Annotated in this window: 24 protein-coding genes; 14 read left to right on the top strand and 10 right to left on the bottom strand. The window is 42.8% G+C overall.

Going from position 1 to position 24,087, the window contains the following annotated elements; all coding sequences use genetic code 11:
- Positions 1-48: 48 nt before the first annotated feature.
- Positions 49-498, top strand: a complete 450-nt coding sequence (locus OCI93_RS12500; protein WP_261626526.1) for an early set domain-containing protein — start codon at positions 49-51, stop codon at positions 496-498.
- On the opposite strand, the gene tusA is transcribed toward OCI93_RS12500, so the two are convergent.
- The 3 genes from tusA to fadB all read right to left on the bottom strand — a co-directional run bounded on the left by tusA (position 499) and on the right by fadB (position 4,237).
- Positions 499-738, bottom strand: coding sequence for a sulfurtransferase TusA (gene tusA, locus OCI93_RS12495; RefSeq protein ID WP_261626525.1), 240 nt, complete (start codon positions 736-738; stop codon positions 499-501).
- A 156-nt stretch (positions 739-894) separates the two neighbouring features.
- Positions 895-2,064 carry an acetyl-CoA C-acyltransferase FadA gene (gene fadA, locus OCI93_RS12490; RefSeq protein ID WP_261594222.1) on the bottom strand — a complete coding sequence of 390 codons (1,170 nt, stop codon included), beginning with the start codon at positions 2,062-2,064 and terminating at the stop codon, positions 895-897.
- A 10-nt stretch (positions 2,065-2,074) separates the two neighbouring features.
- Positions 2,075-4,237, bottom strand: coding sequence for a fatty acid oxidation complex subunit alpha FadB (fadB, locus tag OCI93_RS12485; protein WP_261626524.1), 2,163 nt, complete (start codon positions 4,235-4,237; stop codon positions 2,075-2,077).
- A gap of 274 nt (positions 4,238-4,511) precedes the next feature.
- Between fadB and OCI93_RS12480 the strand changes: the two genes are divergently transcribed.
- From OCI93_RS12480 to OCI93_RS12460, 5 genes are all read left to right on the top strand, one after another.
- Positions 4,512-6,398, top strand: a complete 1,887-nt coding sequence (locus OCI93_RS12480) for a transglycosylase SLT domain-containing protein (RefSeq protein WP_261626523.1) — start codon at positions 4,512-4,514, stop codon at positions 6,396-6,398.
- A 125-nt stretch (positions 6,399-6,523) separates the two neighbouring features.
- A complete protein-coding gene (gene pepQ, locus OCI93_RS12475) occupies positions 6,524-7,846 on the top strand; it encodes a Xaa-Pro dipeptidase (RefSeq protein ID WP_261626522.1) in 1,323 nt (440 codons plus the stop codon).
- A gap of 66 nt (positions 7,847-7,912) precedes the next feature.
- The gene (locus OCI93_RS12470; RefSeq protein ID WP_261594150.1) at positions 7,913-8,527 is read left to right on the top strand and encodes a YigZ family protein; all 615 of its coding nucleotides are present in this window, start codon (positions 7,913-7,915) and stop codon (positions 8,525-8,527) included.
- A 48-nt stretch (positions 8,528-8,575) separates the two neighbouring features.
- Complete coding sequence (locus OCI93_RS12465) at positions 8,576-10,027, top strand: TrkH family potassium uptake protein (protein WP_261626521.1); 1,452 nt, start codon at positions 8,576-8,578, stop codon at positions 10,025-10,027.
- A gap of 125 nt (positions 10,028-10,152) precedes the next feature.
- Positions 10,153-10,830, top strand: coding sequence for a flagellar brake protein (locus OCI93_RS12460; protein WP_261594148.1), 678 nt, complete (start codon positions 10,153-10,155; stop codon positions 10,828-10,830).
- Between the two features lie 4 nt (positions 10,831-10,834).
- Here the strand turns inward: OCI93_RS12460 and trkA are convergent, their stop codons facing one another.
- The 4 genes from trkA to def are packed head-to-tail and all read right to left on the bottom strand — an operon-like array spanning position 10,835 to position 15,005.
- Entirely contained in the window at positions 10,835-12,211 is a 1,377-nt protein-coding gene (gene trkA / locus OCI93_RS12455; RefSeq protein ID WP_261594147.1) for a Trk system potassium transporter TrkA, read from the bottom strand.
- Positions 12,212-12,220: 9 nt separating this feature from the next.
- Positions 12,221-13,507 (bottom strand): 16S rRNA (cytosine(967)-C(5))-methyltransferase RsmB, encoded by a 1,287-nt coding sequence (rsmB, locus tag OCI93_RS12450; RefSeq protein ID WP_261626520.1) that lies wholly within the window; start codon positions 13,505-13,507, stop codon positions 12,221-12,223.
- The gene (gene fmt, locus OCI93_RS12445; protein ID WP_261594145.1) at positions 13,507-14,451 is read right to left on the bottom strand and encodes a methionyl-tRNA formyltransferase; all 945 of its coding nucleotides are present in this window, start codon (positions 14,449-14,451) and stop codon (positions 13,507-13,509) included. Before fmt ends, rsmB begins: the two co-directional genes overlap by 1 nt.
- A 47-nt stretch (positions 14,452-14,498) precedes the next feature.
- A complete protein-coding gene (gene def / locus OCI93_RS12440) occupies positions 14,499-15,005 on the bottom strand; it encodes a peptide deformylase (RefSeq protein WP_261594144.1) in 507 nt (168 codons plus the stop codon).
- A 119-nt stretch (positions 15,006-15,124) separates the two neighbouring features.
- Here def and OCI93_RS12435 point away from each other — a divergent pair, with 119 nt between their 5' ends.
- From OCI93_RS12435 to hemF, 6 genes are all read left to right on the top strand, one after another.
- Entirely contained in the window at positions 15,125-16,249 is a 1,125-nt protein-coding gene (locus OCI93_RS12435; RefSeq protein ID WP_261594143.1) for a LysM peptidoglycan-binding domain-containing protein, read from the top strand.
- A 26-nt stretch (positions 16,250-16,275) separates the two neighbouring features.
- The gene (gene dprA / locus OCI93_RS12430; protein ID WP_261626519.1) at positions 16,276-17,367 is read left to right on the top strand and encodes a DNA-processing protein DprA; all 1,092 of its coding nucleotides are present in this window, start codon (positions 16,276-16,278) and stop codon (positions 17,365-17,367) included.
- Positions 17,368-17,369: 2 nt separating this feature from the next.
- On the top strand, positions 17,370-17,843 hold the full coding sequence (locus OCI93_RS12425; protein WP_261594141.1) for a DUF494 family protein: 474 nt from the start codon (positions 17,370-17,372) through the stop codon (positions 17,841-17,843).
- Positions 17,844-17,920: 77 nt separating this feature from the next.
- Complete coding sequence (locus OCI93_RS12420; RefSeq protein ID WP_261626518.1) at positions 17,921-18,496, top strand: DNA topoisomerase family protein; 576 nt, start codon at positions 17,921-17,923, stop codon at positions 18,494-18,496.
- 28 nt (positions 18,497-18,524) lie between these two features.
- Entirely contained in the window at positions 18,525-19,055 is a 531-nt protein-coding gene (gene tsaC / locus OCI93_RS12415) for an L-threonylcarbamoyladenylate synthase type 1 TsaC (RefSeq protein ID WP_410007634.1), read from the top strand.
- 5 nt (positions 19,056-19,060) lie between these two features.
- The gene (gene hemF, locus OCI93_RS12410; protein WP_261626517.1) at positions 19,061-19,975 is read left to right on the top strand and encodes an oxygen-dependent coproporphyrinogen oxidase; all 915 of its coding nucleotides are present in this window, start codon (positions 19,061-19,063) and stop codon (positions 19,973-19,975) included.
- 47 nt (positions 19,976-20,022) lie between these two features.
- On the opposite strand, the gene OCI93_RS12405 is transcribed toward hemF, so the two are convergent.
- Both OCI93_RS12405 and OCI93_RS12400 read right to left on the bottom strand, forming a co-directional pair.
- The gene (locus OCI93_RS12405; protein ID WP_261626516.1) at positions 20,023-21,630 is read right to left on the bottom strand and encodes a methyl-accepting chemotaxis protein; all 1,608 of its coding nucleotides are present in this window, start codon (positions 21,628-21,630) and stop codon (positions 20,023-20,025) included.
- 103 nt (positions 21,631-21,733) lie between these two features.
- Complete coding sequence (locus OCI93_RS12400; RefSeq protein ID WP_261626515.1) at positions 21,734-22,183, bottom strand: group II truncated hemoglobin; 450 nt, start codon at positions 22,181-22,183, stop codon at positions 21,734-21,736.
- 27 nt (positions 22,184-22,210) lie between these two features.
- Here OCI93_RS12400 and aroE point away from each other — a divergent pair, with 27 nt between their 5' ends.
- A complete protein-coding gene (aroE, locus tag OCI93_RS12395; RefSeq protein ID WP_261594135.1) occupies positions 22,211-23,029 on the top strand; it encodes a shikimate dehydrogenase in 819 nt (272 codons plus the stop codon).
- Between the two features lie 2 nt (positions 23,030-23,031).
- Positions 23,032-23,268, top strand: a complete 237-nt coding sequence (locus OCI93_RS12390; RefSeq protein ID WP_261594134.1) for a DUF1488 domain-containing protein — start codon at positions 23,032-23,034, stop codon at positions 23,266-23,268.
- Here the strand turns inward: OCI93_RS12390 and OCI93_RS12385 are convergent.
- Positions 23,251-23,784 (bottom strand): gamma carbonic anhydrase family protein, encoded by a 534-nt coding sequence (locus tag OCI93_RS12385; RefSeq protein WP_261594133.1) that lies wholly within the window; start codon positions 23,782-23,784, stop codon positions 23,251-23,253. The two genes, OCI93_RS12390 and OCI93_RS12385, sit on opposite strands and share 18 nt — an antisense overlap.
- Positions 23,785-24,087 lie beyond the last annotated feature (303 nt).

Below are 24,087 nucleotides of genomic sequence, written 5' to 3'. Positions count from 1 at the left end.
TTCACTAATTAAAATATAGTCTGGGTTGATATTTTTGGAGTAGCGATTATGAAAAAGCACATTATGGCTGTGTTGTCAGTACTATGTTTGTCAGCTTGCTCAAGTCAGGTGAGTGTAAAAAGCGGCTCAGGCAGTGAAGTTATCAATCTAGGCACTCTTGAGCGTACTATGTATTTACGCGGTGACTTTACATTATGGGACTTTGAACCTCATTATATATTAAAGGAGCAGAGTGCGGGGATTTATACCGTAAAAGCTAAATTTATGACGCCGGGCAAAGTGTATGAATTTAAAATTGCTGATGAGCAATGGAGTAAGGGATATAACTGTGGTTACAAAGTACAAGGAGCATTAAAACTTGGTCAAGCCCAATTGGCCGATTGTAATGCCCTCTATAATTACTTTACTTTTATGCCAAATAAAAAAGGCTGGTACGTTATTACTTTTGATTATAGAGATAATCAGTCACCGACAGTAACAATTAACATGAGCTACTAATCAACGGCCTTTTTTCAATACATATCGAAAAGGGGCCTGTGCGATTTCTTTAGCTAATAGTGTGTGATCCATAAATTCACAGAAACTTGGAATGTCGCGAGTGGTCGATGGGTCATCTGCAATAATGAGCAGCGTTTCTCCTTGCTCCATCTTACGGACCATACCACGGATCATCATAACAGGCTCTGGGCAGCGTAGCCCAAGTGCATCGAGTGTATGATCAGGATTAGAAAATGGCATACCTTGGTCACTTCACATTAAGTTGATAAATTAGTTTGCTATTTTAACCACAGTAACGATACAAATAAACCGATGCTGAAAAAAACACAAGAAAAAAGGTAAAGCGACTAATCACTTTACCTTTGTCACCAAGTTGAATTGGGTTACAAGGGGGTGTTAACTATCAACGCGCTCAAATACGGTTGCAATACCTTGGCCTAAACCAATGCACATTGTTGCTAAACCATAGCGTGCGTTTTTCTCTTCCATAATATGAATTAAAGAAGTACTAATACGTGAACCAGAGCATCCTAGCGGATGACCCAATGCAATCGCACCACCATTTAAGTTTACTTTTTCATCTGCTACTTCAAGTAAACCTAAGTCTTTTAGTACTGGTAAAGATTGTGCTGCAAATGCTTCGTTAAGCTCTGCCACATCAATATCATCAATGCTAATACCAGCTTGCTGTAGTGCTTTTTTACTCGCAGGCACAGGACCATAGCCCATGATAGATGGATCGCAACCGGCAACGGCCATTGACTTAATACGCGCACGAATTGGCAGACCAAGTTCTTTTGCTTTACTTTCGCTCATTACTAGCATGGCAGAAGCACCATCAGATAGCGCTGAAGATGTACCCGCTGTTACCGTACCTGAAGCCGGGTTAAATACAGGGCGTAACTGGCTTAAGCCTTCTACGGTGGTTTCTGGGCGAATTACTTCGTCGTGCTCTACGAGCACTGGTACGCCGTCGTCATCATGACCTTCCATAGGTAAGATTTCTTTCGCAAAACGACCTTCAACGGTTGCAGCATGTGCGCGTTGATGTGAACGATAAGCGAAGTTATCTTGTTGCTCTCGGCTAATGCCGTGTATGGTTGCAAGGTATTCTGCCGTTAAGCCCATAACACCAGCAGCTTGCGCTATTGACGTTGAAAGGCCAGGGTGGAAGTCAACACCATGAGTCATAGGTACATGTCCCATATGCTCAACACCACCAATCAGATAAGTATCGCCTGCACCGGTCATAATAGCGCGTGCTGCGTCATGCAAAGCTTGCATTGAAGAGCCACATAAGCGGTTGACAGTAACAGCCGGAACAGAGTGCGGAATACCTGCTAATAATGCGGCATTACGCGCTACGTTAAAGCCTTGTTCAAGTGTTTGTTGTACACAGCCCCAATAGATATCATCGATAGATGCTGGGTCTACATTTGGGTTACGATCTAACAAACCTTTCATTAAATGTGCGCTTAAGTCTTCAGCACGGCGATGTTTAAATACGCCGTTTTTAGAGCGACCCATCGGGGTGCGAAGACAATCTACGATTACCGCTTGTTGCATTGCTGACATGTTACTGGCCCTCCACTGAATAGAACACTTTACCTTCGTTTGCCCATACACGAGTTTGCTCTGAAACTTGATAAATTGCCCCAAGGTGCGCGTATTTATCTGCCATTGCGACAAAGTTAGCTAGGCCAATTTGGTCGAGATATCTAAATGCGCCGCCTCTAAATGGTGGGAACCCGATGCCATAAATGAGTGCCATATCCGCTTCTTGTGCAGATGCAACGATGTCTTCTTGTAAACAAAGTAGCACTTCATTGAGCATAGGTACCATACAACGCTCGATGATTGTTTGCTTATCAAACTCTTTGCTTGATTCGCAAATAGAACTAAGTAGTTCAACTGACGCAGCATCTTTTGATTTTTTCAAGCGACCTTTTCTATCTGGCGCATATTGGTAGAAGCCTTGTTTGTTTTTCTGACCAAAACGCTCAGCGTTTGCAAGTACTGCAACTGGGTCTTTTTCTTGACGTGCCATACGTTCAGGGAAGCCATCAGCCATAACACCAGTACAATGGTTAGCCGTATCAATACCTACAACATCAAGTAGGTATGCCGGACCCATCGGCCAGCCAAAGACATTTTCCATTACTTTATCAATTTTAGTAAAGTCCGCACCTTCAACCACTAACTGGCTAAAGCCTGCAAAGTAAGGGAACAATACTCGGTTTACGAAAAAGCCTGGGCAGTCGTTTACAACGATGGGTGATTTACCCAATTTTAATGCGTAATCTACGACCGCATTTATGGTTGCTTCAGATGTTTTTTCACCACGAATTATTTCAACGAGTGGCATTTTTGGCACAGGGTTGAAAAAATGCATACCACAGAAGTGTTCAGGGTTTTTCAACGCTGACGCGAGTTCATCAATACGAATTGTTGAAGTGTTTGAGGTTAAGATTGTGCCTTCAGGTAGCTGCGCTTCAAGTGCTGCTAATACGGTTTGTTTAACCTTAGGATGTTCAACAACGGCTTCAACAACAATATCCGTGTTCTCTAAGTCACGCTCTTCAAGGGTTGGTTTAATTTTACCAAGGGTTGCGACCATTTTATCCATGGCCATATGACCACGCTGTACTTTTTTACCTAAAATGGTGGCAGCTTCATTCATACCTAAATCAAGTGCTGCTTGGTTGATGTCTTTCATCACAATAGGTGTGCCTTTATAGGCTGATTGGTATGCAATACCGCCACCCATAATGCCCGCACCTAATACCGCAGCTTGTTTGATTTCAAGCGACGATGCTTTAGCTTGCTTTTTAGCAACCCCTTTAATGTACTGATCAGCTAGGAAAATACCCGTTTGCGCAGCAGCTTCTTTGGTTTTAGCAAGCTTAGCGAAATTGGCATTTTCAATCGCCATGGCTTCAGTGCGGCTTGCATTTGCAGCTGCTTGAATGGTTTTTACTGCCATCACAGGAGCTGGATAGTGGCCTTTGGTTTTACTCATAACCATGCCTTCGGCCATCGCAAAGCTCATGCCTTGCTCAACAGGATTCATTTTTAATGGGCTAAGCTTTACTTGTCGCTTGGCACGCCAATCAAGCTTACCGGCAACAGCTTGCTCTAGCATACTGATTGCACCATCTAACAGCTTGCTTGGGGCAACGACACCGTCTACTGCACCAACTTTTAGGGCTTCTTCAGCGCGGTGCTCTTTGCCTGTCGTGATCCACGTCATAGCATTGTCAGCGCCGATTAAGCGAGGTAAGCGTACTGTGCCACCAAAGCCTGGCATAATACCAAGTTTAACTTCAGGTAAACCAATTTTTGCTGTGTTACTTGCTAAACGGTAGTCGCATGCCAGTAACCATTCGCAGCCACCGCCTAGTGCTAAGCCGTGAATTGCAGATGCCGTTGGAAAAGGAAGGTCTTCAATCGCATCAAATACATCGGTTGCGTTTTTTATCCAACCGACTAATTCTTCTTCTGGACGTTGGAAAGTTGGTAGAAATTCAAAAATATCAGCACCAATAATAAAGTGTTCTTTATCACTGGTGAATACCATTGCGTCGATATCGTCGCGTTGGCTTAATGCTTGGAATGCTTGCGCGCACTCTTGAAGGGTTTGCTGAGATAGTTTGTTAACCGAACCTGGCATACAAAACTTAAATTCAGCGATTTTGCCTTTGCAAAAATCAACAACAAAGGACTCGCTCTTATATAACATGCTTGTTCTCCCGTGTAATTACACTGGTACGATGAGTTGCTATTTCACCCAGTTTGGCTGCTTTAAATGAAAAATGCAATGAAAAATTTACTCAGCGTTTACCCATATCTTAAAAATTGTCCGCTTTGGTGATATGGTGGCTAAGTCTCTTTTTATAAACTTACAGCCTAGCCAGTGTTTGCGGGTTTTGCTTGGTAAGTTGGGTTGTAAGGGTAGGCGTATTTTAAACGCCCGTCTTGCACGTTTTAAGACAATTAACGATTTGAAGGTCATTATGAAGTCATGGATCTTAAAGGTTGCTGTAACTGGTTTAACAGCGATAAGTTGCTTTTCTTTTGCAAACAGTGACCTCGACGCATTTAAAAAAGCAGAGAGAATAGCTTGGTCGGGTAATTATAATGCCTTTACTGCGGCACTTAATCAGTTAGATCACCCGCTAAAACCCTACGTTGAAATGGCGTTTTTTGAACGCCACCCAAGGTTGAAGTATCAGCAACAAATTGCGCATTTTTTAACGGTATATGAAAGTACTCCATTAGAGTGGCCAGTGCGTGAAAGTTGGCTTAAGTACCTAAAGCGCAGAGGTAAAAAAGCGCTATTTATTGATTACTATCAAGATAGCAACGATGCTGCATTGCATTGCACGTATTTACAATACCAACTTGAGCTAGGTGCGCCTAAAAAAGCCATTTTAGAGCAAGTGTCTGATTTATGGGTAGTAGGTAAGTCGCAACCAAGAGCGTGTAACACTATTTTTAATAAATGGCAGCAAGCTGGATATTTAACCTCAGACCGACTCTGGTCGCGTATCACCAAAGCTGCGCAAGGGGGACAGGTGTCGTTACTGCGTTATTTAAAAACGCTATTACCTAAAAGCGATGCTTATTTAGCCGATCTATATACCACTGTTCGGCGTGATCCCAGTGCATCAGCTGGTTTATATCGCTATAAAAAGCGCAATGAAAAAGAGGCGCAAATTGCGGTGTATGGTGTGCGCAGGCTCATATGGCGAGACCAAAAGCTCGCATTGCGGGCTTGGGATAAGCTGCAGGGGATGTTTGATTTTACCGAGCAACAAAAAGACAGCGTAGCCTATCGTTTTGCGTTAGCTTTGGCGTCCAAAGGTCATTCTGATGCTCGGTTTTGGTTAAATAAAGTGAAGCCAGAGCAACAAGACGCTAAGCTGCGTCAATGGATGATGAGCAATATGCTCAAAGAACAGGATTGGTCAGGTATTGCAGCATTATTCACGGGAATGACAAATCTAAGTCATGGGCAAACCTATTGGCTAGCTTATAGTTATGCGCAACGTGGTGAGGAAGATAGAGCCAATAAGTTGTGGCAAGACATTGCCAGTGAGCGAGATTATTACGGCTTCTTGGCAGCTGGGCGCTTGGGGTTGGATGTCTCTTTAAATACTAAGTCGCTAGATGTTCAGCCAAGTTTATTGACTAAAGTCTCGCAAGCGCCAGGTTTTAAACGTGCCAAGGCGCTTTACGAGTTAGGCCGCTTCACTTCTGCACGTCGTGAATGGAACTATTTGACTAATACGTCGAGTGTGGCCGAAAAACTGGCTGCTTCTATTCTTGCCGCCGAGCTAGATTGGTACGACAGTACCATTTATACCTTAGCGCAAATTAAAGCGTGGGATTACGTTGAGTTACGTTTTCCGATTGCCTTTGAAAAGTACTTTAGCCGCTATAGTAAACGCAATCACGTTGATATGGCTTGGAGCATTGCAATTGCACGTCGAGAAAGTTCATTTGCACCCGATGCACGCTCTCATGCAAATGCATATGGCTTGATGCAGTTGTTACCTAGCACTGCCCGTTATATTTCTAAGCAGCGTGTTTCAAAACGAAACTTGTTGCAGCCTGCGACTAACATTCGCTTAGGTACAGACTACTTAGAGTATTTAAAAAAGAAAAATCAGGGTAATGAAATGCTCGCAACTGCTTCATATAATGCCGGATATCATCGAATTAAAAAGTGGCTACCTGATGAAGCGATACCCGCAGAGTTATGGATTGAGCTGATCCCTTATCGAGAAACCCGAGATTATGTGAAAAATGTGTTTGCATATCGTCAGGTATATCACACCCGATTAGGTCGAGAAGGCAATATTGTGGCCCCATTGTTAGAAATGCGCATTGGTGGCTAAGGGGATGTGTATTCGATAGTGCACAGCTTGACACAAAGGTGTGGGGTAATCTGGCGACTTCGCTGGATTGCATTTTCAAGCCTGTGTTAGACTCAAAATCATCGCAACTAATAAAACGGTTAACCATGGAACAATTAGCACAATATTACGCTGGACACATTGCTACTTTGCAACAGCGCACTAAAACCATTCTTGAGCAAGAAGGGCTTGAGGGTCTAGTGATCCATTCAGGTCAAGCAAAGCGCCAATTCTTAGATGATATGTATTATCCATTTAAAGTTAACCCGCAATTTAAAGCTTGGTTACCAGTGATAGATAATCCGCATTGTTGGTTAGTTGTGAACGGGTTAGATAAACCTAAGTTGATATTTTATCGCCCTGTAGATTTTTGGCACAAAGTGCCTGATGAGCCAAGTGACTTCTGGGCGGATTATTTTGATATTGAATTGCTGGTTCAGCCAGATCAAGTTGAGAAGTTTCTGCCTTATGACAAAGCCAACTTTGCGTATGTTGGTGAGTATTTAGAGGTTGCACAAGCGCTGGGTTTTACCAATGTAAATCCTGAAGCGGTAATGAACTATTTGCACTATCATCGTGCGTATAAAACACAGTATGAATTGAGCTGTTTACGTGAGGCAAACCGTTTAGCAGTGACTGGCCACAAAGCCGCGCGTGACATGTTTTATGCAGGGGGCTCTGAGTTCGCTATTCAGCAAGCGTATTTAAATGCCACTGAGCATATGGAAAATGACACACCCTATGGCAATATCGTTGCGCTGAACAATAATTGTGCTATTTTGCATTACACGCATTTTGAGCGTCAGGCGCCTAAGCAACATCGCTCGTTTTTAATTGATGCAGGTGCAAACTTCCATGGTTATGCGTCTGATATTACACGTACGTATGATTTTGCCAAACAAGGTGAGTTTGCTGAGTTAGTAAACGTGATGAATGATCATCAAATTCAGTTGGGTAAACAGCTCAGTCCGGGCAAGCTTTATGGTGAATTACATATTGATTGCCACACCCGAATTGCCCAAGTGTTAGCTGACTTTGATATCGTAAAATTGCCAGCGCAAGACATCGTTGCCAGAGGCATTACGTCTACTTTCTTTCCACATGGCTTGGGCCATCACCTTGGATTGCAGGTACACGATATGGGTGGTTTTATGGCGGATGCGTCAGGTTCTCATCAAGCGCCTCCTGAGGGGCATCCATTCTTACGCTGCACGCGAAAGATTGAAGCTAAGCAAGTATTTACAATTGAACCAGGACTTTATTTTATTGATTCGTTACTTGGCGACCTTGCGCAAACGAATAATAAGCAATACATAAATTGGGATAAGGTGGAAGAATTTAAGCCATACGGTGGTATTCGTATAGAAGACAATATTATTGTCCACGAAGACAGATTAGAAAATATGACGCGTGATTTAGACTTGAGCTAAGCTCTCGGTGTATGATTGAGGGGAGCATAAGGCTCCCTTTTTTGTTTGTAAGGTGTTAAATGATTCATGTCTGAATACCAAATCCCCGCTGCATCTGTGAGCTACCACGAAGAAATAAAAAAAAGCACCTTCATCGTTCATCTGGCCCATACGCCGAATATTGAGGATGCTAAAGCTTTTATTAAACATGTTAATGACCAATACCCAGACGCAAGACATAATTGTTGGGCGCATGTTGCTGGGCAACCAGGTGGTAGTCATGTCTATGGCTTTTCGGACGATGGAGAGCCAAATGGTACGGCAGGTAAACCAATGTTAAATGTATTGGTAGGTTCCGGGCTTGGAGAGGTAACGGCAGTCACTACACGCTACTTTGGTGGCATCAAACTGGGCACTGGTGGTTTAGTACGTGCATATGGCGGTACGCTTAATAATGCTCTGGCACAATTACAGACGAGTTTGAAAATTCCCGCAACCTACCTAGTTGGCAATTCAGACTACGCTCTACAAGGGGTGATTGAGCAGCACCTCAATACCCACTTTACGGTGCTAAATTTGGATAAACAGTACGGGGCATGTATAGATTGGCGCATTGAAATTGATCTTCGGCAAGCTGAACAAGCATGCCAAGAAATTTTAGATTTAACGCACGGTGTGGTTGAGTTAAAAATCAAAGCGTAAGACAATCAACATTCTATAACTTTAAATGACTGATAAGCGAAAAGCGGCATGCAATTTCGTACCATAATAAAAATACTTGGCCAATTGGTCGCACTATTTAGTATCACCATGGTGCCTCCGGCGTTGGTGTCTTTAATTTATAAAGATGGTGGCGGGGTGCCATTTGTTTTGGCTTTTGTGTTTAGCATCATAATTGGCTTAATGGCTTATTATCCAAACCGAAAAGAAAATGGAGATCTCAAAGCCAGAGAAGGCTTTTTGATTGTGGTTTTATTTTGGTTAGTACTGGGTTTTTTTGCTGCGGTACCTCTTATTTTTTTACAATCACCTAATTTATCTCTTGCAGATGCCGTATTTGAGGCTTTTTCTGGGCTCACCACAACTGGGGCAACCGTGTTAACGGGTATTGAGTATTTACCTAAATCGGTCTTATTCTATCGCCAACAGTTGCAATGGTTAGGTGGTATGGGGATCATCGTTTTGGCGGTGGCGGTGCTACCGATGCTCGGTGTCGGTGGTATGCAGTTATATCGTGCTGAAACACCTGGGCCCGTTAAAGATTCTAAAATGACGCCGCGAATAGCCGATACAGCAAAGCATCTATGGTATATCTATGTATCGTTAACTGCTACTTGTTCGATTGCTTATTGGATAGCAGGTATGGGCTGGTTTGATGCGATATGCCATGCCTTTTCGACGATTGCGATTGGTGGGTTTTCTACCTATGATGCTTCTATGGGGCACTTTGATAGCCCTGCGATTAATTTTATATGTGTGTTGTTTTTATTAATTGCCGGCATTAACTTTTCTTTGCATTACGCTGCGGTATCAAGTCGTAACGTCAGAGCATACCTTCGAGATCCAGAGTTTAAAGTGTTTTTACTTATTCAGCTGGCGCTAGTGGTGATTTGTTTTGCGGTGCTCTCTTCCAATCAGGTTTACAGCAATGGCGATGAGACCTTAGATCAAGCCTTATTTCAATCTGTTTCAATTAGCACGACCGCAGGGTTTGCCACTGATAACTTCTCTGCTTGGCCATTGTTTTTACCTATCTTACTTATTTTTTCAAGTTTTATAGGTGGATGTGCTGGCTCAACAGGTGGGGGAATGAAGGTCGTTAGGGTCTTTTTACTTTATTTGCAAGGCGTTCGAGAGCTTAATCGCTTGGTCCACCCTCGTGCAATTTATTCCATTAAGCTTGGCCGAAAAGCATTGCCTGATAGAGTAGTGGAAGCAGTTTGGGGGTTCTTTTCAGCCTATGCGTTGGTATTTGTTATTATCATGATAGCTTTACTGGGCACAGGGCTTGATAATATTACCGCGTTTTCTGCCACTGCGGCATGCTTAAATAATTTAGGGCCTGGTCTGGGCGCCGTGGCAGCGCATTATGGTGATATTACTGATGCTGCTAAGTGGATTTTAACTTTAGCGATGGTCTTTGGTCGGTTAGAAATATTCACACTTTTAGTACTGTTTACCCCTACATTTTGGCGTGGCTAAGTGGTAGTCTAATTATTGATATTGCCGTATTTAGTGTTTTTAAATGCGGCTATAATCAATAATTACAATTCTTAATCTGTTCTAAGCTTAATCTGCTATAGCCTAGACATGTATAGGTTATCTCTATGTTTAAAAATAAGTCCTCTTCTGGTTATCAAAAAATTGAGCTGATTTCGGTGGGCAATGTTGTTGATCTTGAAATTCTCATGGCCGCGAATTCTAAGCGAGTAAAAACGGAGTTTATCGGCTATCTGGAGGGGCAGTATATAATTTTAAATTATCCAAACCAAAAGCTGTTGGGTAAAGCGGCTGAACATGTCAAAGAAGGGGCTTCTGTGATTGTGCGTGCTGTGGCTGATCATAGCGATGGGCAAATTATTGCGTTTAAAACGGATGTTAAAGCCGTCGCCTATACTCCAACGAAGTTGATTTTTCTTTACCCCCCACAACAAGTTCAAAGTCAAAGCTTACGACATCAAATACGTATACCTACCTTGATCCCCGCCACTTTAGCAACCGATAACACTAACCTTGATGGCGTAATTAAAGATATATCTCATACGGGCTTATTGTTTAGTGTTTTGGGCTCTAAGGTTGACTTACCAAAACTCAATGGTCAATCATGTCATGTGGTCATTGCTGATAAGAAAAAACAAGAGACTCGCCTTCAGGGAGAAATATGTAGCACGACTTATCAAGATGATGCGTTATTACTTGGCATTAAGCTAATTGCTGATGAAGGTAAAGTAGAGGCTCTGATGCAGCAGTGCCTCATTGATTTGTCGGCACTGCATGACAAGTAGGCTATTAAACAAAAAGGGCGCTTACTTGGAATAACTTTTCGACCACACTGATGTGGCGTTTATCAATCAAAAACATGATAACGTGATCGCCCGACAGTATCGATGTATCGTCATGTGCAATTAACACTTCATCATCACGTACAATGGCTCCGATTGTGGTACCGACGGGGAGTTTGATTTCGCCGATGGTGCGTCCGACCACTTTTGAGGTGTTTTCGTCGCCATGGGCAACTGCCTCAATAGCTTCTGCAGCCCCTTTACGAAGTGAATATACATTCACTATATCGCCTCGGCGTACATGCGTTAACAGTGCAGAAATTGTGGCTTGCTGGGGAGATATTGCAATGTCTATTTCTCCTCCTTGGACTAGGTCAACATAGGCACCACGCTGAATAAGTACCATGGTTTTTTGCGCGCCCATACGTTTAGCTAGCATCGCAGCCATAATGTTGGCTTCATCATCATTGGTGACCGCAATAAAGACATCAACTTGCTCGATGTGCTCTTCTGACAAGAGCTCTTGATCTGACGCATCACCACAAAACACTACGGTGTTATCGAGCATTTCAGACAGCTGTGAGGCACGTTGCTGGTTACGTTCAATTAACTTAACGCTATGATTGCGCTCTAAAGACCGTGCTAAGCCCGCACCAATGTTACCGCCACCGGCTATCATAATTTTTTTGTATGAACGCTCAAGTTTTTGTAGCTCATTCATAACTGCTCGAATGTGCTTGGTTGCAGCGATGAAGAAAATTTCATCATCGGCCTCAATCACGGTGGTCCCGAGAGGTTTAATGGCTTTACCTTGGCGGTAAATAGCTGCAACTCGAGTATCTACATTGGGAATGTGTTCTTTAAGCGCCGAGAGTGCATACCCGACTAATAACCCGCCATAGTAGGCTTTTACCGCCACCAGCGACAGCATGCCTTCAGCAAACTGTAATACCTGTAAAGCACCGGGGTAGTCTATTAATCGACGAATATACTTGGTGACCAATTGCTCTGGGGCAATATAATGATCAACAGGTAAATCATCATTTTGAAACAGCTTCTCTTTGTACTTTAAATATTGCTCTGAGCGAATTCTGGCTATTTTAGTGGGCGTATTAAAAATACTATAAGCCACTTGGCAGGCTATCATATTCACTTCATCAGAGCTGGTTACCGCGATAATCATATCCGCATCTTCAGCACCGGCTTGTCGAAGTACATCTGGATGGGCACTATGGCCAGTAACACCTTGTAGATCGTACTTATCTTGCAGTTCACGCAGCCTATCTCCGTCAATATCGACAACGGTGATTTCATTTTGTTCACCGACTAAGTTTTCTGCTAGTGTTCCCCCGACTTGGCCGGCACCTAGGATGATGATTTTCATAGTGGTAACTTATTGTTGTTTTGTTATTTTTGCATAGTAAAAGCCATCACTAAGCCCAGGAAGTAGTTGCAACCCCGGTGTTGTTGGCGTGTCACTTTCGTGTAGCGGCTGGTGTATTGCATCAGTGGTGCAGTCTAAAAAGTTTGCTACTTGTTCACTATTTTCGGCGGGTAGGACCGAACAGGTGGCGTATATCAATGTGCCGCCCGGCTTTAACAGTGGCCAGATGTTTTCTAAGATTTTCTTCTGCAACACTGCTAAGTCGTCAATATCAGAGTTGCGTCTTAGCCATTTTATATCTGGGTGACGGCGAATAACACCAGTAGCTGAGCAAGGTACATCTAACAATATACGATCATAGGCTTGTCCATCCCACCATTCATTGGGCGTTGACGCATCGGCATGAATGCAGTTTGCTTTAAGTTCCAGACGCTGTAAATTATCTTCAACTCTAAGTAATCGCTCACTATCAGCATCAAGTGCGTCAACATTTGCTTTGGCAAGTTCTAAAATATGACAAGTTTTTCCCCCAGGCGCTGCGCAAGCATCTAAAATACGCTCATTATCTTGTGGGTCTAAGTAGCGTGCAGCAAGCTGAGCGGCAGCATCTTGTACAGAGCATGCTCCTTCTCGAAAGCCTGGTAAGCTATAAACATCACACGGCTTATCTAACACAATGCCATCTTCAAAACGAGGCTCTAGGCTATGCTCAATACCGGCGTCATCTAGTAATTCGCTGTATTCATTTACGCTGTAGTGGGCACGATTGACGCGTAACCACATTGGGGCTTGTTCTTGGTTCGCCGCTAAAATATCTTGCCAATGCTCTGGGTAAGCTGCTTGTAGTTTTTTCATAAACCAGCCCGGGTGGTTATATTGGCATACTGAGACTCGAGCTGCGCTTTCTTGTAATTCACTAAATTGGCGCTGAAAAGTACGTAAGATCGCATTGACTAGGCCTTTTAGGCCCGGAGCACGCATGCTTTGTAATGCATTGACTGTTTCGGCAACTGCAGCGTGTTCTGGCGTGCGCATATACTGAAGTTGATACATACCCACATAGAGTAAAAATTGGAATACGCGGCGTTTGCCCTTTAATGGCTGATCTAATAATTGTTGGCAATAATGCTCTAAAGTGGGTAAGTACCTAAGTACGCCGTAACAAATTTGCTGTAATAATGCTTTGTCTTTTGGGCTTAGCTTTTGCGCGGCATAAGGCAGCTGAGCACTTAGAGATTGTCCTTTATCGACAACTTGAAATAGGGTTTCTGCTGCAAGCGCACGAACGTTCGTCATTAGTGACCTACCTTAGAGCCCGGAGTTACCCAATCGGCACGGCCATTTAAAAAATCTTGTGCTGACATAGGTTTCTTACCTTGTGGTTGTAGTTGTGTTACTTTGAGTGCTTGCTCGGAACAGGCTATAACAATGCCATTTTTATCACTGCTCAATATTGTTGCAGGCTCGCCTTGAACATCAACAACCTCAGCTTGCCAAATTTTAACGGTTTGCTGTTGCATGGTGGTAAAGCATACAGGCCATGGATTGAAAGCGCGTATGTTTAATGAAATTTGAGAGGCACTCATTTGCCAATCAATATCGGCTTCTTCTTTGCGCAGCTTTTTAGCATAATTCGCTTGGGCATTATCTTGCACTGTAGCGACCGCCGTACCGTTACTTATTTGTGCTAAGGTTTTAAGTAATGCGACAGGACCTAGCTCAGCTAACTTAGCGTATAAACTTGCGCTGGTGTCTTGGTCGGTGATGGAACAAGTAGCAATATGTAGCATATCGCCTGTATCTAAGCCTTCATCCATTTGCATGATAGTAACACCGGTTTGCTTATCGCCTGCCCACAATGCACGTTGAATTGGTGCAGCACCTCGCCAGCGTGGCAAGATAGAGCCATGCACATTTAAACAACCCATCTTTGGCGTATCTAAAATAGCTTTTGGCAATAAGACACCATAGGCTACCACCACCATAATATCTGCATTAAGTTCAGCTAACTGGGTTTGAGCTTCAGGCGTTTTTAATGACTCTGGTTGGTAAACTGGTAAATCATGCTCAAGGGCAAGGGTTTTAACTTCGCTTGCTTTGAGCTTTTTACCACGACCAGCAGGGCGGTCTGGGGTGCTGTAAACGCCAACAACATCATGTGGCGAATTAATAAGTGCGCTTAAATGACGCGCAGCAAAATCTGGCGTACCGGCAAAAACAATGCGTAATGGCTTGGTCACTGAACTATCCAAAATAAATGTATGAGGTTAGGGGGAAGTGTTTGCTGCTAGCGAGCAGCAAACTTGGCTTCTTTTTCAAGTTTTTTCCGAATACGCTGACGCTTCAAAGGCGACAAGTAGTCGATGAACAACTTACCCATTAGGTGATCCAGTTCATGTTGTGTACATATTGCAAGTAGGCCATCGGCCTCATAGCTGAATTCTTCGCCTTGCTCATTTAACGCTTTCACGGTAATTTTTTCAGCGCGGTCTACTTTAGCCCAAGAATGAGGCACAGATAAGCAGCCTTCTTCGCTGGTCGTAGAGCCGTCTTTTTTGACTATTTCAGGGTTAATTATAACCAGTGGTTCGTTGCGCTCTTCAGATACATCTATCACCACAATACGTTGGTGAACGTTAACCTGAGTTGCGGCTAAACCAATGCCATTTTCGTCATACATGGTTTCTAACATATCTTTGACGATTTGACGTACTTCATCGTTTACTTCAGTGACAGGTTTTGCGACTGTGCGCAGACGCTCATCTGGAAATCTAAGTACTTCTAACTTTGCCATGGTTACCTTTTATCGTTAAGCTTAAGTGCAAAATATTATATGTTCTTATTTTAGCCATTCGCGTTCCCCTTTAACAGGTTTTGGTTGATAATATCGAAAAATAACTCAAGGAAGCCGTAATGAAACTCTCATTTGCAGCTATTATCGTGGCAATTTGTATTGCTGTTCCTGTTTTTGCTCAGGATAAGCTTAATGTTAAAGCTGATGCACCGACGCAATATGTCGTTAAAGAAGGTGATACATTATGGGATATTTCTAGACTGTATTTATCGTCTCCTTGGCAATGGCAAACATTATGGCAGCAAAATCCACAATTGGATGACCCTCATTTAATTTATCCTGGTGATGTCTTATCGTTGCAGTTTGATATACAAGGACAGCCCATGCTTTCTTTAGAAAAGAGCATAATTAAACTCTCACCAACGGCGCGAGTTAATGTCCAAAAAAGTACCGCTATACCAACTTTACCAATGTCCTTGATAGAGCCATTAATTTCATATGAGCAAGCGCTTAGCGAAAGTGACCTAAGTGACCATCCTTATATCCTAGGTGCTAACTATAATGTGAAGCTCGCCACCCAAGGGCATGTGTTGTACGTAAAAGGGAGCCTCACACAATATACTCACTACGGTATTTATCATGTTGGTAGTGCGTATGTAGACCCAGTAACGAATGAGACGCTGGCTTATGAAGTGCGTCTTGTTGGTACCGGTCGGGTATTATACAAAGGTGATCTTACGCAAGGTAAACCTGCAAAAGTACGAGTAGAAACCGCTAAGCAGGAGATTAAAGCTCGAGATATTTTGATGCCTATCTCTAAAGGGCATAGTTTCTCTGTGCAATTTAATATGCTAAGGCCATCGCATGCACTGGAAGGAGAAATTATTGCTAGTGAAAATAAACTCAGCGAGTTTGGTTCGACCTCTGTTGTGATATTAAATTTAGGCCGTGATCAACAACTTAAAGAAGGTCATATACTTGATATTAATAAACGTTCACCTACAGTTATTGAAGGCAATCAAGGGCCACGCTATGTCGAAGATGCGAACAGCTTAGAGAAATTTTCAAAAAAAGTGAGAGAAGCATTTGGGTTAGAGAATAGCCAAAATAGTGTGGTTTGGAATATGCCAGAAGAAAAAGTCGGCGAACTGATGGTATTTAAGGTCTACGACAAAGTTAGCTATGCACTAGTGACTCGCGCACTGCAACCAATACGAATTGGAGATAGTGTTAGTGTAAACTAGTTGCTTTAATGCTCTAAGGAGGGAGCATGAAAAACTTAACGGCACTACAGTGCCTAGCATTGCACGCCTGCAAAGGGCTTGGTATGGCGACTATAAACGCCCTACAAGCAAAGTGTGAACTTTCATCACTATTTCGCTTGTCATTTAACGAATTGAAACTATTGGGTTTAAATGATGCTTTAGCACTGCAACTACGCAGTATCGATTGGGATAATTTACAGCGTATAGAAGTGCGTTGTGCGCAATTAAACATCACTATCGTTAGCTATTTTGATAAACACTACCCCACGTTACTTAAAGAAATTGTCAGTGCGCCATTCGTTTTATTTTGTAAAGGGAATATACAGCTACTCGGTAAGCCTCAAATTGCAATTGTTGGGAGTCGCAGTGCCAGTGGCACGGGGCTTGAAATTGCAGCAGACTTTGCTTATCACTTAAATCAAGCAGGGTTAGTTGTTACCTCAGGCCTTGCTCGAGGTATCGATGGAGCTGCACATAAAGGTGCATTGGCTCAAAGTGGTGCAACAATTGCTGTATTGGGCACCGGGGTTGATATTGTTTATCCAAAGCGCCATAACTTGTTATATGAGCAAATATTAGCGCAAGGGTTATTGGTGAGTGAATTTTTCCCCGGTAGTGGCCCTTGTGCCAATCACTTCCCACGGCGCAATCGTATTATTTCTGGTTTGTCTCTTGGGGTGGTATTAGTGGAAGCGCAAATAAAAAGTGGTTCTTTAATTACAGCGCGGTATGCGCTTGAGCAAAACCGAGAGGTTTTTGCAGTCCCAGGATCAATAAAAAGCCCTTTGTCACAAGGCTGTCATTACCTGCTAAAACAAGGGGCAATATTAACTGAATGCGTAGAAGATATCATTGAAGATGTGAGCTTTTTGTCCCAAAACGGTCTATATAGTATAGAGAGCGTGATAAAAAGTGATGCACCACAGGAGGACTGCCCAGTATTGCAAAACCTTGGCTTTGAGGTTACCTCGATAGATACCTTAACGCAAAGGACCCAGTGGCCAGTAGAACGTGTAATAGCACGTTTATTGGACCTAGAGCTTGAAGATAAAGTAGAACGCGTCCTAGACGGCTACATTAAATTAGCGAGGGGTTAATCATGTTTGATATCTTAATGTATCTATTTGAGAACTATATCCATAATGAATCGGATATCTTTGTTGAGCAAAATGAGTTAACGGATGAGCTACTTAGGGCAGGGTTTAACCAAGAAGAAATTTATAAAGCCTTAGACTGGCTAGAGCAGCTCGCTGATTTACAACACAGCGACGAAATTCCTTATTTAAACAGTAAAGCAGACAGTGCCATTCGTATTTATACGGAACAAGAGTGTCAAATGTTAGATGTTGAATGCCGAGGCTTTTTAATGTTTGTTGAGCAAGTTGGTGTGATTGATTCGGTTACCCGAGAAATGGTGATAGACCGTTTGTTTGCGCTGGAGAAATCCGCTATAGGATTAGAAGATTTGAAATGGGTAATTCTTATGGTGCTATTCAATGTGCCGGGCAAAGAGCAGGCCTATGCGCAAATGGAAGATCTTATTTTTGATGAGCCGGGTGGTTATTTGCATTGATAATTTTAGGGTTGGCCCTTGACCCTAAAATTATGGCAGTTATATTAGGCGCAAAATTGTGCACTGGCTAAGGTATTATGAGTAAAATTGATCATTCTTTATTTGATGCGAGTCGTCATGCGTTAGAAGAAGAGTATGAGATTTGCCCCGACTGCGGTGCTGAGCTAGTGATGAAGCATAGCAAAAATGGTCCATTTATTGGATGTGCAAATTACCCTGCGTGTGAACACATTCGTCCATTGGCCAGCCACGATAATCATGATATCAAAGTGCTGGATGACTCACCTTGCCCTGATTGTGGGCATTCATTAGTTATTCGCAATGGTCGTTATGGTATGTTTATTGGTTGTACTGCCTACCCTGTATGTCATTATATTGTGCATGATGAACTTGAGCCTGATCAGGAGCAAGCGGTTGGTTGCCCTAAGTGTCAAAAAGGGTTATTTACTAAACGGAAAAACAAGTATGGTAAATTCTTTCATTCTTGTGATCGATACCCTAAATGCAAGTATAGCCTAAATCAGCAGCCCGTTGCCCATACCTGCCCAGAGTGTGGTTGGGGTGTTATGTTGCAAAAGCAACGTGCAGGTAAAGCTATGTTACAATGCCCACAAAAAGCCTGTCAGCACAAAGTTGAGAACCAAAGTGAATAACATTAATTTGGATGCAGCCCTAGAAGCAATGATTGCTGGTGGCATAATTTGTTACCCTACCGAGGCCGTCTTCGGCCTAGGGTGTGACCCAGATAATGAAAAGAGTGTTACTCAGTTGCTTAATGTAAAGCAAAGAGATATTAGCAAAGGGCTGATTTTGATTGCTGATAATTATGGGCAATGTTTATCTTATGTAGATGATGCAAAAATCCCGATGGATAAACGGGCCGATATTTTTTCTTCTTGGCCGGGGCCAGTCACTTGGTTACTGCCTGCTAAAGCTAGCACGCCAAAGTGGTTAACAGGGAGGAATGACACAATAGCGATACGTATTAGTGCGCACCCTGTAGTTAAAGCGTTGTGTCAAAAGTTAGGCAAACCACTGGTTTCAACCAGTGCTAATATTTCTGGTCAAGAGCCAGTACACTCTCTTTTGCAAGCTCGTCAAACCTTTGGTGAGCAAATCGCTTGCTTCGTTGCAGGTGACTTAGGCGGCAATTCTGCTCCAAGCCAAATCAAACATGCACTCAGCGGTGCAACTATCCGAGGAAATGAATAGCAAATATGAGCAAGGTTAATCTGGACACGGTTAAAACATTTCTATTGTCATTACAAGATTCTATCTGTGCAGGCTTAGAGCAGGCTGATGGCAAAGGTAAATTTGTAGAAGAAATTTGGCAGCGTGAGGAAGGGGGCGGTGGTCGTACCCGTGTTATCCGTGATGGTGCAGTGATAGAGCAAGGTGGTGTGAACTACTCCCATGTATTTGGCAACTCAATGCCCGCATCAGCAACCGCACATAGGCCTGAACTTGCAGGTAGGAGCTTTCATGCTTGTGGTGTGTCTTTAGTTATTCACCCTAAAAACCCACATATTCCGACTAGCCATGCCAATGTACGATTCTTTATCGCAGAAAAAGAGGGAGAAGCTCCTATTTGGTGGTTTGGTGGTGGTTTTGACTTAACCCCATTTTACCCTGTTATGGAAGACGTAAAGCATTGGCACCAAGTGGCAAGTGACTTATGCGCACCTTTTGGTGAACAAGTCTATATTGATTACAAAAAGTGGTGTGATGATTACTTTTATCTCAAACATAGAGATGAAACACGTGGTGTGGGTGGATTATTCTTTGACGATCTAAACCAGTGGGGTTTTGAAACAAGTTTCGCCTTTATACAAGCGGTAGGTAACGGTTTTTTAGATGCTTATTTACCGATTATCGCGCGTCGCAAGGATACGCCTTTTGGGGAGCATGAACGACAGTTCCAACTATATCGTCGTGGTCGTTATGTGGAGTTTAACTTAGTGTGGGACAGAGGTACGTTATTTGGCTTGCAAACAGGTGGGCGCACAGAGTCAATTCTTATGTCTATGCCACCGTTGGCTAGGTGGGAGTACAACTTTAGCCCCGAACCGGGTTCGGCGGAAGCAACGCTGTACGAGCACTTCTTAAAGCCACAAAACTGGCTAGCAAGTTAAAAAATAGAAAAGGCGCTCGCTGGGCGCCAAAATACAGCGTAATAAAGCTAATCTATTTTAAAGCTTCTTACCTGCTCATCTAAAGAGCGTGCAAGGTTTAGCAATTCCTCACTCACTTTTTTGCTGCCATGGGCATCAATTAATGATTGCTCTGCGTTATCTCGAATGGCTACCACACTTTGATTAATTTCTTCTGCTGCCAAATTTTGTTGTTCGGTGGCATCCGCTATTTGTAAGTTTAAGTCGTTTATTTCATGCATTTGATTGGAGATGTCTTTGAGTGCTTGTGCGACCTTTTTGACTTGAGCAGCTCTGTCGTCAGCTTCTTCGCATGATGCACTCATTGCTTGCACGGTTTGTTGTGCTTCTGTTTGTAATTTATCTATGGTGCGTTTGATTTCATCTGTGGAATCATGAGTACGTGTTGCTAGGGTTCTTACTTCATCAGCAACGACCGCAAAACCTCTACCAGCTTCTCCTGCACGTGCGGCCTCGATGGCTGCATTAAGGGCCAATAGGTTGGTTTGCTCGGCAATACTGCTGATCACTTCCAGTACTTTACCCACCTCTAATGTCTGTGCTTGCAGTTGACTCACTTGCCCAGCTGCTTGGCGGACATCATGCGCCAGTTGGTTAATACTTAGTTCCGTATGTTCGGCAACCGTCATGCTTTGCTCTGCGAGATGGTTGCTACTATCTGACTTTTCAGAGGCAAAATGCGTGGTATTCTTTACCTCACTTGATGAACTCTCCAATTCATTGATTGCAGCGGCTACAGAGTCAGTGCCTTGCTTTTGTTCTTGAATAGCTTGTTCTGTGGTATCAGCGGAAGTATAAATTGTCTCTGCCGATTGTATTAATATTTGCGAAGTATGTGACACTTGGCTGATGTTCTCTTTGAATGAAGCCATCATGTTATTAAAATTAATAGCTAACCGGCCGAGTTCATCATCGACGGTATCGTCAATGCTTAAACTTAAGTCTTTATTTTGCGATGCAAGACGCATAGTTCGTCCTAATGTTCTTAGGCGCTTTATGAATAGCTTACGAAATAAACTGCCAAGGCTCACAAAGGTAACCACAAAGATAGCGCTAAGCAGAACCGTGTTTAGCCATGTATTAGAAGAAACAGTGGCATCAATATCTTCTAAAGAGTAGCTAATTCTAACTGCCCCTAGCACATCGCCTTCTTTTGCTTGATGGCAGCCTAAGCAATTTGTACCTTTGTAGTCGCTGCTGGCAATCATCGGTTTGAGATATGTCATGATGCGTTTACCATCACGTTTTTCAATCATTACTGATTCAATACCCTTGAGCGCTTGTCGTTCGGCTTCACTGTTAGGTGATTGGTTTGCATTTCCTGCGCCATACAGTTTTACAACCTCTTTACCGCGGATGATGTGTGCATCGTCAATATTGGGGTGATTACGTAGTTTCTGACTTAATATCTCTCTATTGGCCATTGTACCTGTGAGCATCATGGTATTGATCGAGTCAAAATAGTTATCAGCCAACAAGTGAATATTATCAGATACGGTATCTTGGGCCAGCTTTTGTTGTTGGCTCGAGCTACTTATAATACTTGCTGTTAGGACTAAAATGCCGGTTAATGCAAGTAGGGCATAAATTTTATGTTGAATAGAGGTCACACGCATCGCACAGTTCTCCTTTTAAGGATGCGTATTATGTCTAAAGGTGTAAAAGTAAGTTTTGACTTAGCGCAAAAAGCCGACCGTTTTCGTGTGTTACGAATGATACCTAATGCTGATTTATCATGTGGCTGGCTAGCTGTGCTAATGATTGTCTTAACCCTTCTCTTAATAATGGGTTGTCTACTTCAAGGTCTAGCGCTTTATTCATGCAGTACATCCACTGGTCGCGCAGGTCTTTATTAATAGCAAAGGGCATGTGTCTTTGTCTAAGTCTTGGGTGGCCATATTTTTCCACAAATAAATCAGGGCCGCCTAACCAACCCGATAAAAATTCAAAAAACACTTCTCGTATTCTATCTAAAGGGAGTGGGTGCATATCATATAAAGGTTTGGCATAGGAGTCTGTGGCCATAATATCGTAGAATCGATCAGCCAGAGCGCGAGCTGCCGTTTCACCACCCATAATTTCATAGGGTGTTTTTTCAGGAGAAGGGGCCGCATCTGTCGATACTTTACTTGCATCTTTTTTAAAGATGCGTTTAATTAACTGCTTCATAATATTGAAAACTTCTTAGGCATAGTTATGGATAAGTACGCGGTGTTTGGACACCCCATAAAGCATTCTAAATCACCGATGATCCACCAAGCTTTTGCAACACAGTGCAAGCAGCAGATCAGCTACGAGGCGATTTTATCACCTTTAGATGGCTTTAAAGAATCAATAAAGCAGTTTTTTGCATCAGGTGGAAAGGGCGCGAATGTAACTTTGCCTTTTAAAGAAGAGGCGTTTGAGTTAGCCAATCAATTAACTCAAAGGGCGCAGCTTGCTGGGGCCGTAAATACACTTAAGTTATTAGATAATGGTTTAATATTAGGGGATAACACCGATGGTGCGGGGTTAGTTGCTGATCTGAAGCGCCAAGATGCAGAGCTTGATAATGCAACTTTACTATTATTGGGTTCTGGTGGTGCTGCGAGAGGTTGTATTTACCCTTTATTGCAGGCAGGAATAAAACAGATCGTGATTGCGAACCGTACTGCCAGTAAAGCGCAAACACTCGCACAGGAGTTTGCACAATTTGGTGATGTGGTTGGGGTTGGGTTAGATAGCATTAATCAACAACCTTATTCAATAATTGTAAACTCAACCTCTTCTAGCGTTACGGGGTCTGTGCCGGATATACCGTCTTCGGTACTTCAATCATGTCTGCTTGCATATGATATGTTTTATAGTGAACAGCAAACGAGTTTTCTGCAGTGGGTTGGCGAACATAATAAACAAACTACTTTAGTTGATGGAATGGGCATGTTAGTTGGTCAGGCAGCTGAAGCATTTGTGGTTTGGCGTAATACTAAACCTGATATTGAATCAGTCATAAGAGAAATGAAACAAGGAGTATAGCAGTGAATCAAGGCATCTTATTTAACGATGATGTTAATGCTAACGATAATAAATTGGTATTTACGGCTATGGTCAATGGCATGATGGTCAAGTGTGTATTAGCAGTACCCTTAATGAATAGTGAGACGGCAATAAAACACTTTCAAGACCATCAATTTGATTATGAGATGCAAGCTGAGCTTCTCATAGAAGATGAAATGTATGAATTAGATGGCAGTATATTACTTACACTCCTCTAAATATTCGTTTTTCAACTGAACGTAGTTTTGTGCTGATACTTTTAAAAAGGCAAGTTCGTTTTCATTTAGTGGACGCGCCTTTTTCGCTGGGCTACCCACATATAGGTGGCCTGACTCTAAGGTCTTATTGGGTGGAATAAGCGCACCACCGCCAATAATCACGTCATCTTCGACTGTCACGTTGTCCATAACAATAGCCCCCATACCGACAAGAATTCGGTTGCCAAGCGTGCAGCCATGAAGCATAACCTTGTGACCAACAGTAACATCGTCACCAATGATTAATGGGTAACCATTTGGGTTCATTTTGCTCGCGCGAGTTAAATGCAACACGGATCCATCTTGTACATTTGTTCTCTCACCTATCTTTATATAGTTAACGTCGCCTCTAGCGGCGACTAAAGGCCAAATGCTACTGTCTCTACCTATAGTAATATCGCCAACAAGTACTGATGACACGTCTACGTAAACGCCTTGCTCAAGTGTCGGGGTAATCCCTTTATAACTTCTAAGCATATATTCCTCTGCAAAACTGGTTTCTATTTGTCTAGTGTAGAGCTTCGTTTAAGAAGAAGCTACAGTGTATAAAGTCGCTTTTAGTATATAAAACTATCAAAAACAGCCATTTCGTTCAAAAATAGTGCGAACAACCTGTTTTTGTCACTTTTCTTAAAAAAAGCGCTTGCGCTTTTTATTCATCGCCCTATAATGCGACCCCACTGACACGGAGCGCTACGCACAATAAGCAAAGCAAAACGAGTCAGCGTCAAGTAAAACTTAAAATGACTTTTTAGTAAAACAAAAACTTCAAATTAAGTG

Origin of the sequence: Pseudoalteromonas holothuriae, from assembly GCF_945859825.1 — a bacterium.
In the GTDB taxonomy this organism is placed as follows: domain Bacteria; phylum Pseudomonadota; class Gammaproteobacteria; order Enterobacterales; family Alteromonadaceae; genus Pseudoalteromonas; species Pseudoalteromonas holothuriae.
Note: the sequence above shows the minus strand (reverse complement) of the source record. Positions and strands in the feature narration are given on the sequence as shown.

Coding starts and splice junctions, on each gene's coding strand:
- aroE (WP_261594135.1), top strand. CDS start 22,211: ATGGATAAGTACGCGGTGTTTGGACACCCCATAAAGCATTCTAAATCA.
- rsmB (WP_261626520.1), bottom strand. CDS start 13,507: ATGACGAACGTTCGTGCGCTTGCAGCAGAAACCCTATTTCAAGTTGTC.
- OCI93_RS12385 (WP_261594133.1), bottom strand. CDS start 23,784: ATGCTTAGAAGTTATAAAGGGATTACCCCGACACTTGAGCAAGGCGTT.
- OCI93_RS12405 (WP_261626516.1), bottom strand. CDS start 21,630: ATGCGTGTGACCTCTATTCAACATAAAATTTATGCCCTACTTGCATTA.
- fadA (WP_261594222.1), bottom strand. CDS start 2,064: ATGCAACAAGCGGTAATCGTAGATTGTCTTCGCACCCCGATGGGTCGC.
- OCI93_RS12460 (WP_261594148.1), top strand. CDS start 10,153: ATGTTTAAAAATAAGTCCTCTTCTGGTTATCAAAAAATTGAGCTGATT.
- pepQ (WP_261626522.1), top strand. CDS start 6,524: ATGGAACAATTAGCACAATATTACGCTGGACACATTGCTACTTTGCAA.
- OCI93_RS12465 (WP_261626521.1), top strand. CDS start 8,576: ATGCAATTTCGTACCATAATAAAAATACTTGGCCAATTGGTCGCACTA.
- tsaC (WP_410007634.1), top strand. CDS start 18,525: ATGATTGCTGGTGGCATAATTTGTTACCCTACCGAGGCCGTCTTCGGC.
- OCI93_RS12400 (WP_261626515.1), bottom strand. CDS start 22,183: ATGAAGCAGTTAATTAAACGCATCTTTAAAAAAGATGCAAGTAAAGTA.
- hemF (WP_261626517.1), top strand. CDS start 19,061: ATGAGCAAGGTTAATCTGGACACGGTTAAAACATTTCTATTGTCATTA.
- OCI93_RS12500 (WP_261626526.1), top strand. CDS start 49: ATGAAAAAGCACATTATGGCTGTGTTGTCAGTACTATGTTTGTCAGCT.
- trkA (WP_261594147.1), bottom strand. CDS start 12,211: ATGAAAATCATCATCCTAGGTGCCGGCCAAGTCGGGGGAACACTAGCA.
- tusA (WP_261626525.1), bottom strand. CDS start 738: ATGCCATTTTCTAATCCTGATCATACACTCGATGCACTTGGGCTACGC.
- dprA (WP_261626519.1), top strand. CDS start 16,276: ATGAAAAACTTAACGGCACTACAGTGCCTAGCATTGCACGCCTGCAAA.
- OCI93_RS12470 (WP_261594150.1), top strand. CDS start 7,913: ATGTCTGAATACCAAATCCCCGCTGCATCTGTGAGCTACCACGAAGAA.
- OCI93_RS12435 (WP_261594143.1), top strand. CDS start 15,125: ATGAAACTCTCATTTGCAGCTATTATCGTGGCAATTTGTATTGCTGTT.
- OCI93_RS12480 (WP_261626523.1), top strand. CDS start 4,512: ATGAAGTCATGGATCTTAAAGGTTGCTGTAACTGGTTTAACAGCGATA.
- def (WP_261594144.1), bottom strand. CDS start 15,005: ATGGCAAAGTTAGAAGTACTTAGATTTCCAGATGAGCGTCTGCGCACA.
- OCI93_RS12425 (WP_261594141.1), top strand. CDS start 17,370: ATGTTTGATATCTTAATGTATCTATTTGAGAACTATATCCATAATGAA.
- fadB (WP_261626524.1), bottom strand. CDS start 4,237: ATGTTATATAAGAGCGAGTCCTTTGTTGTTGATTTTTGCAAAGGCAAA.
- OCI93_RS12420 (WP_261626518.1), top strand. CDS start 17,921: ATGAGTAAAATTGATCATTCTTTATTTGATGCGAGTCGTCATGCGTTA.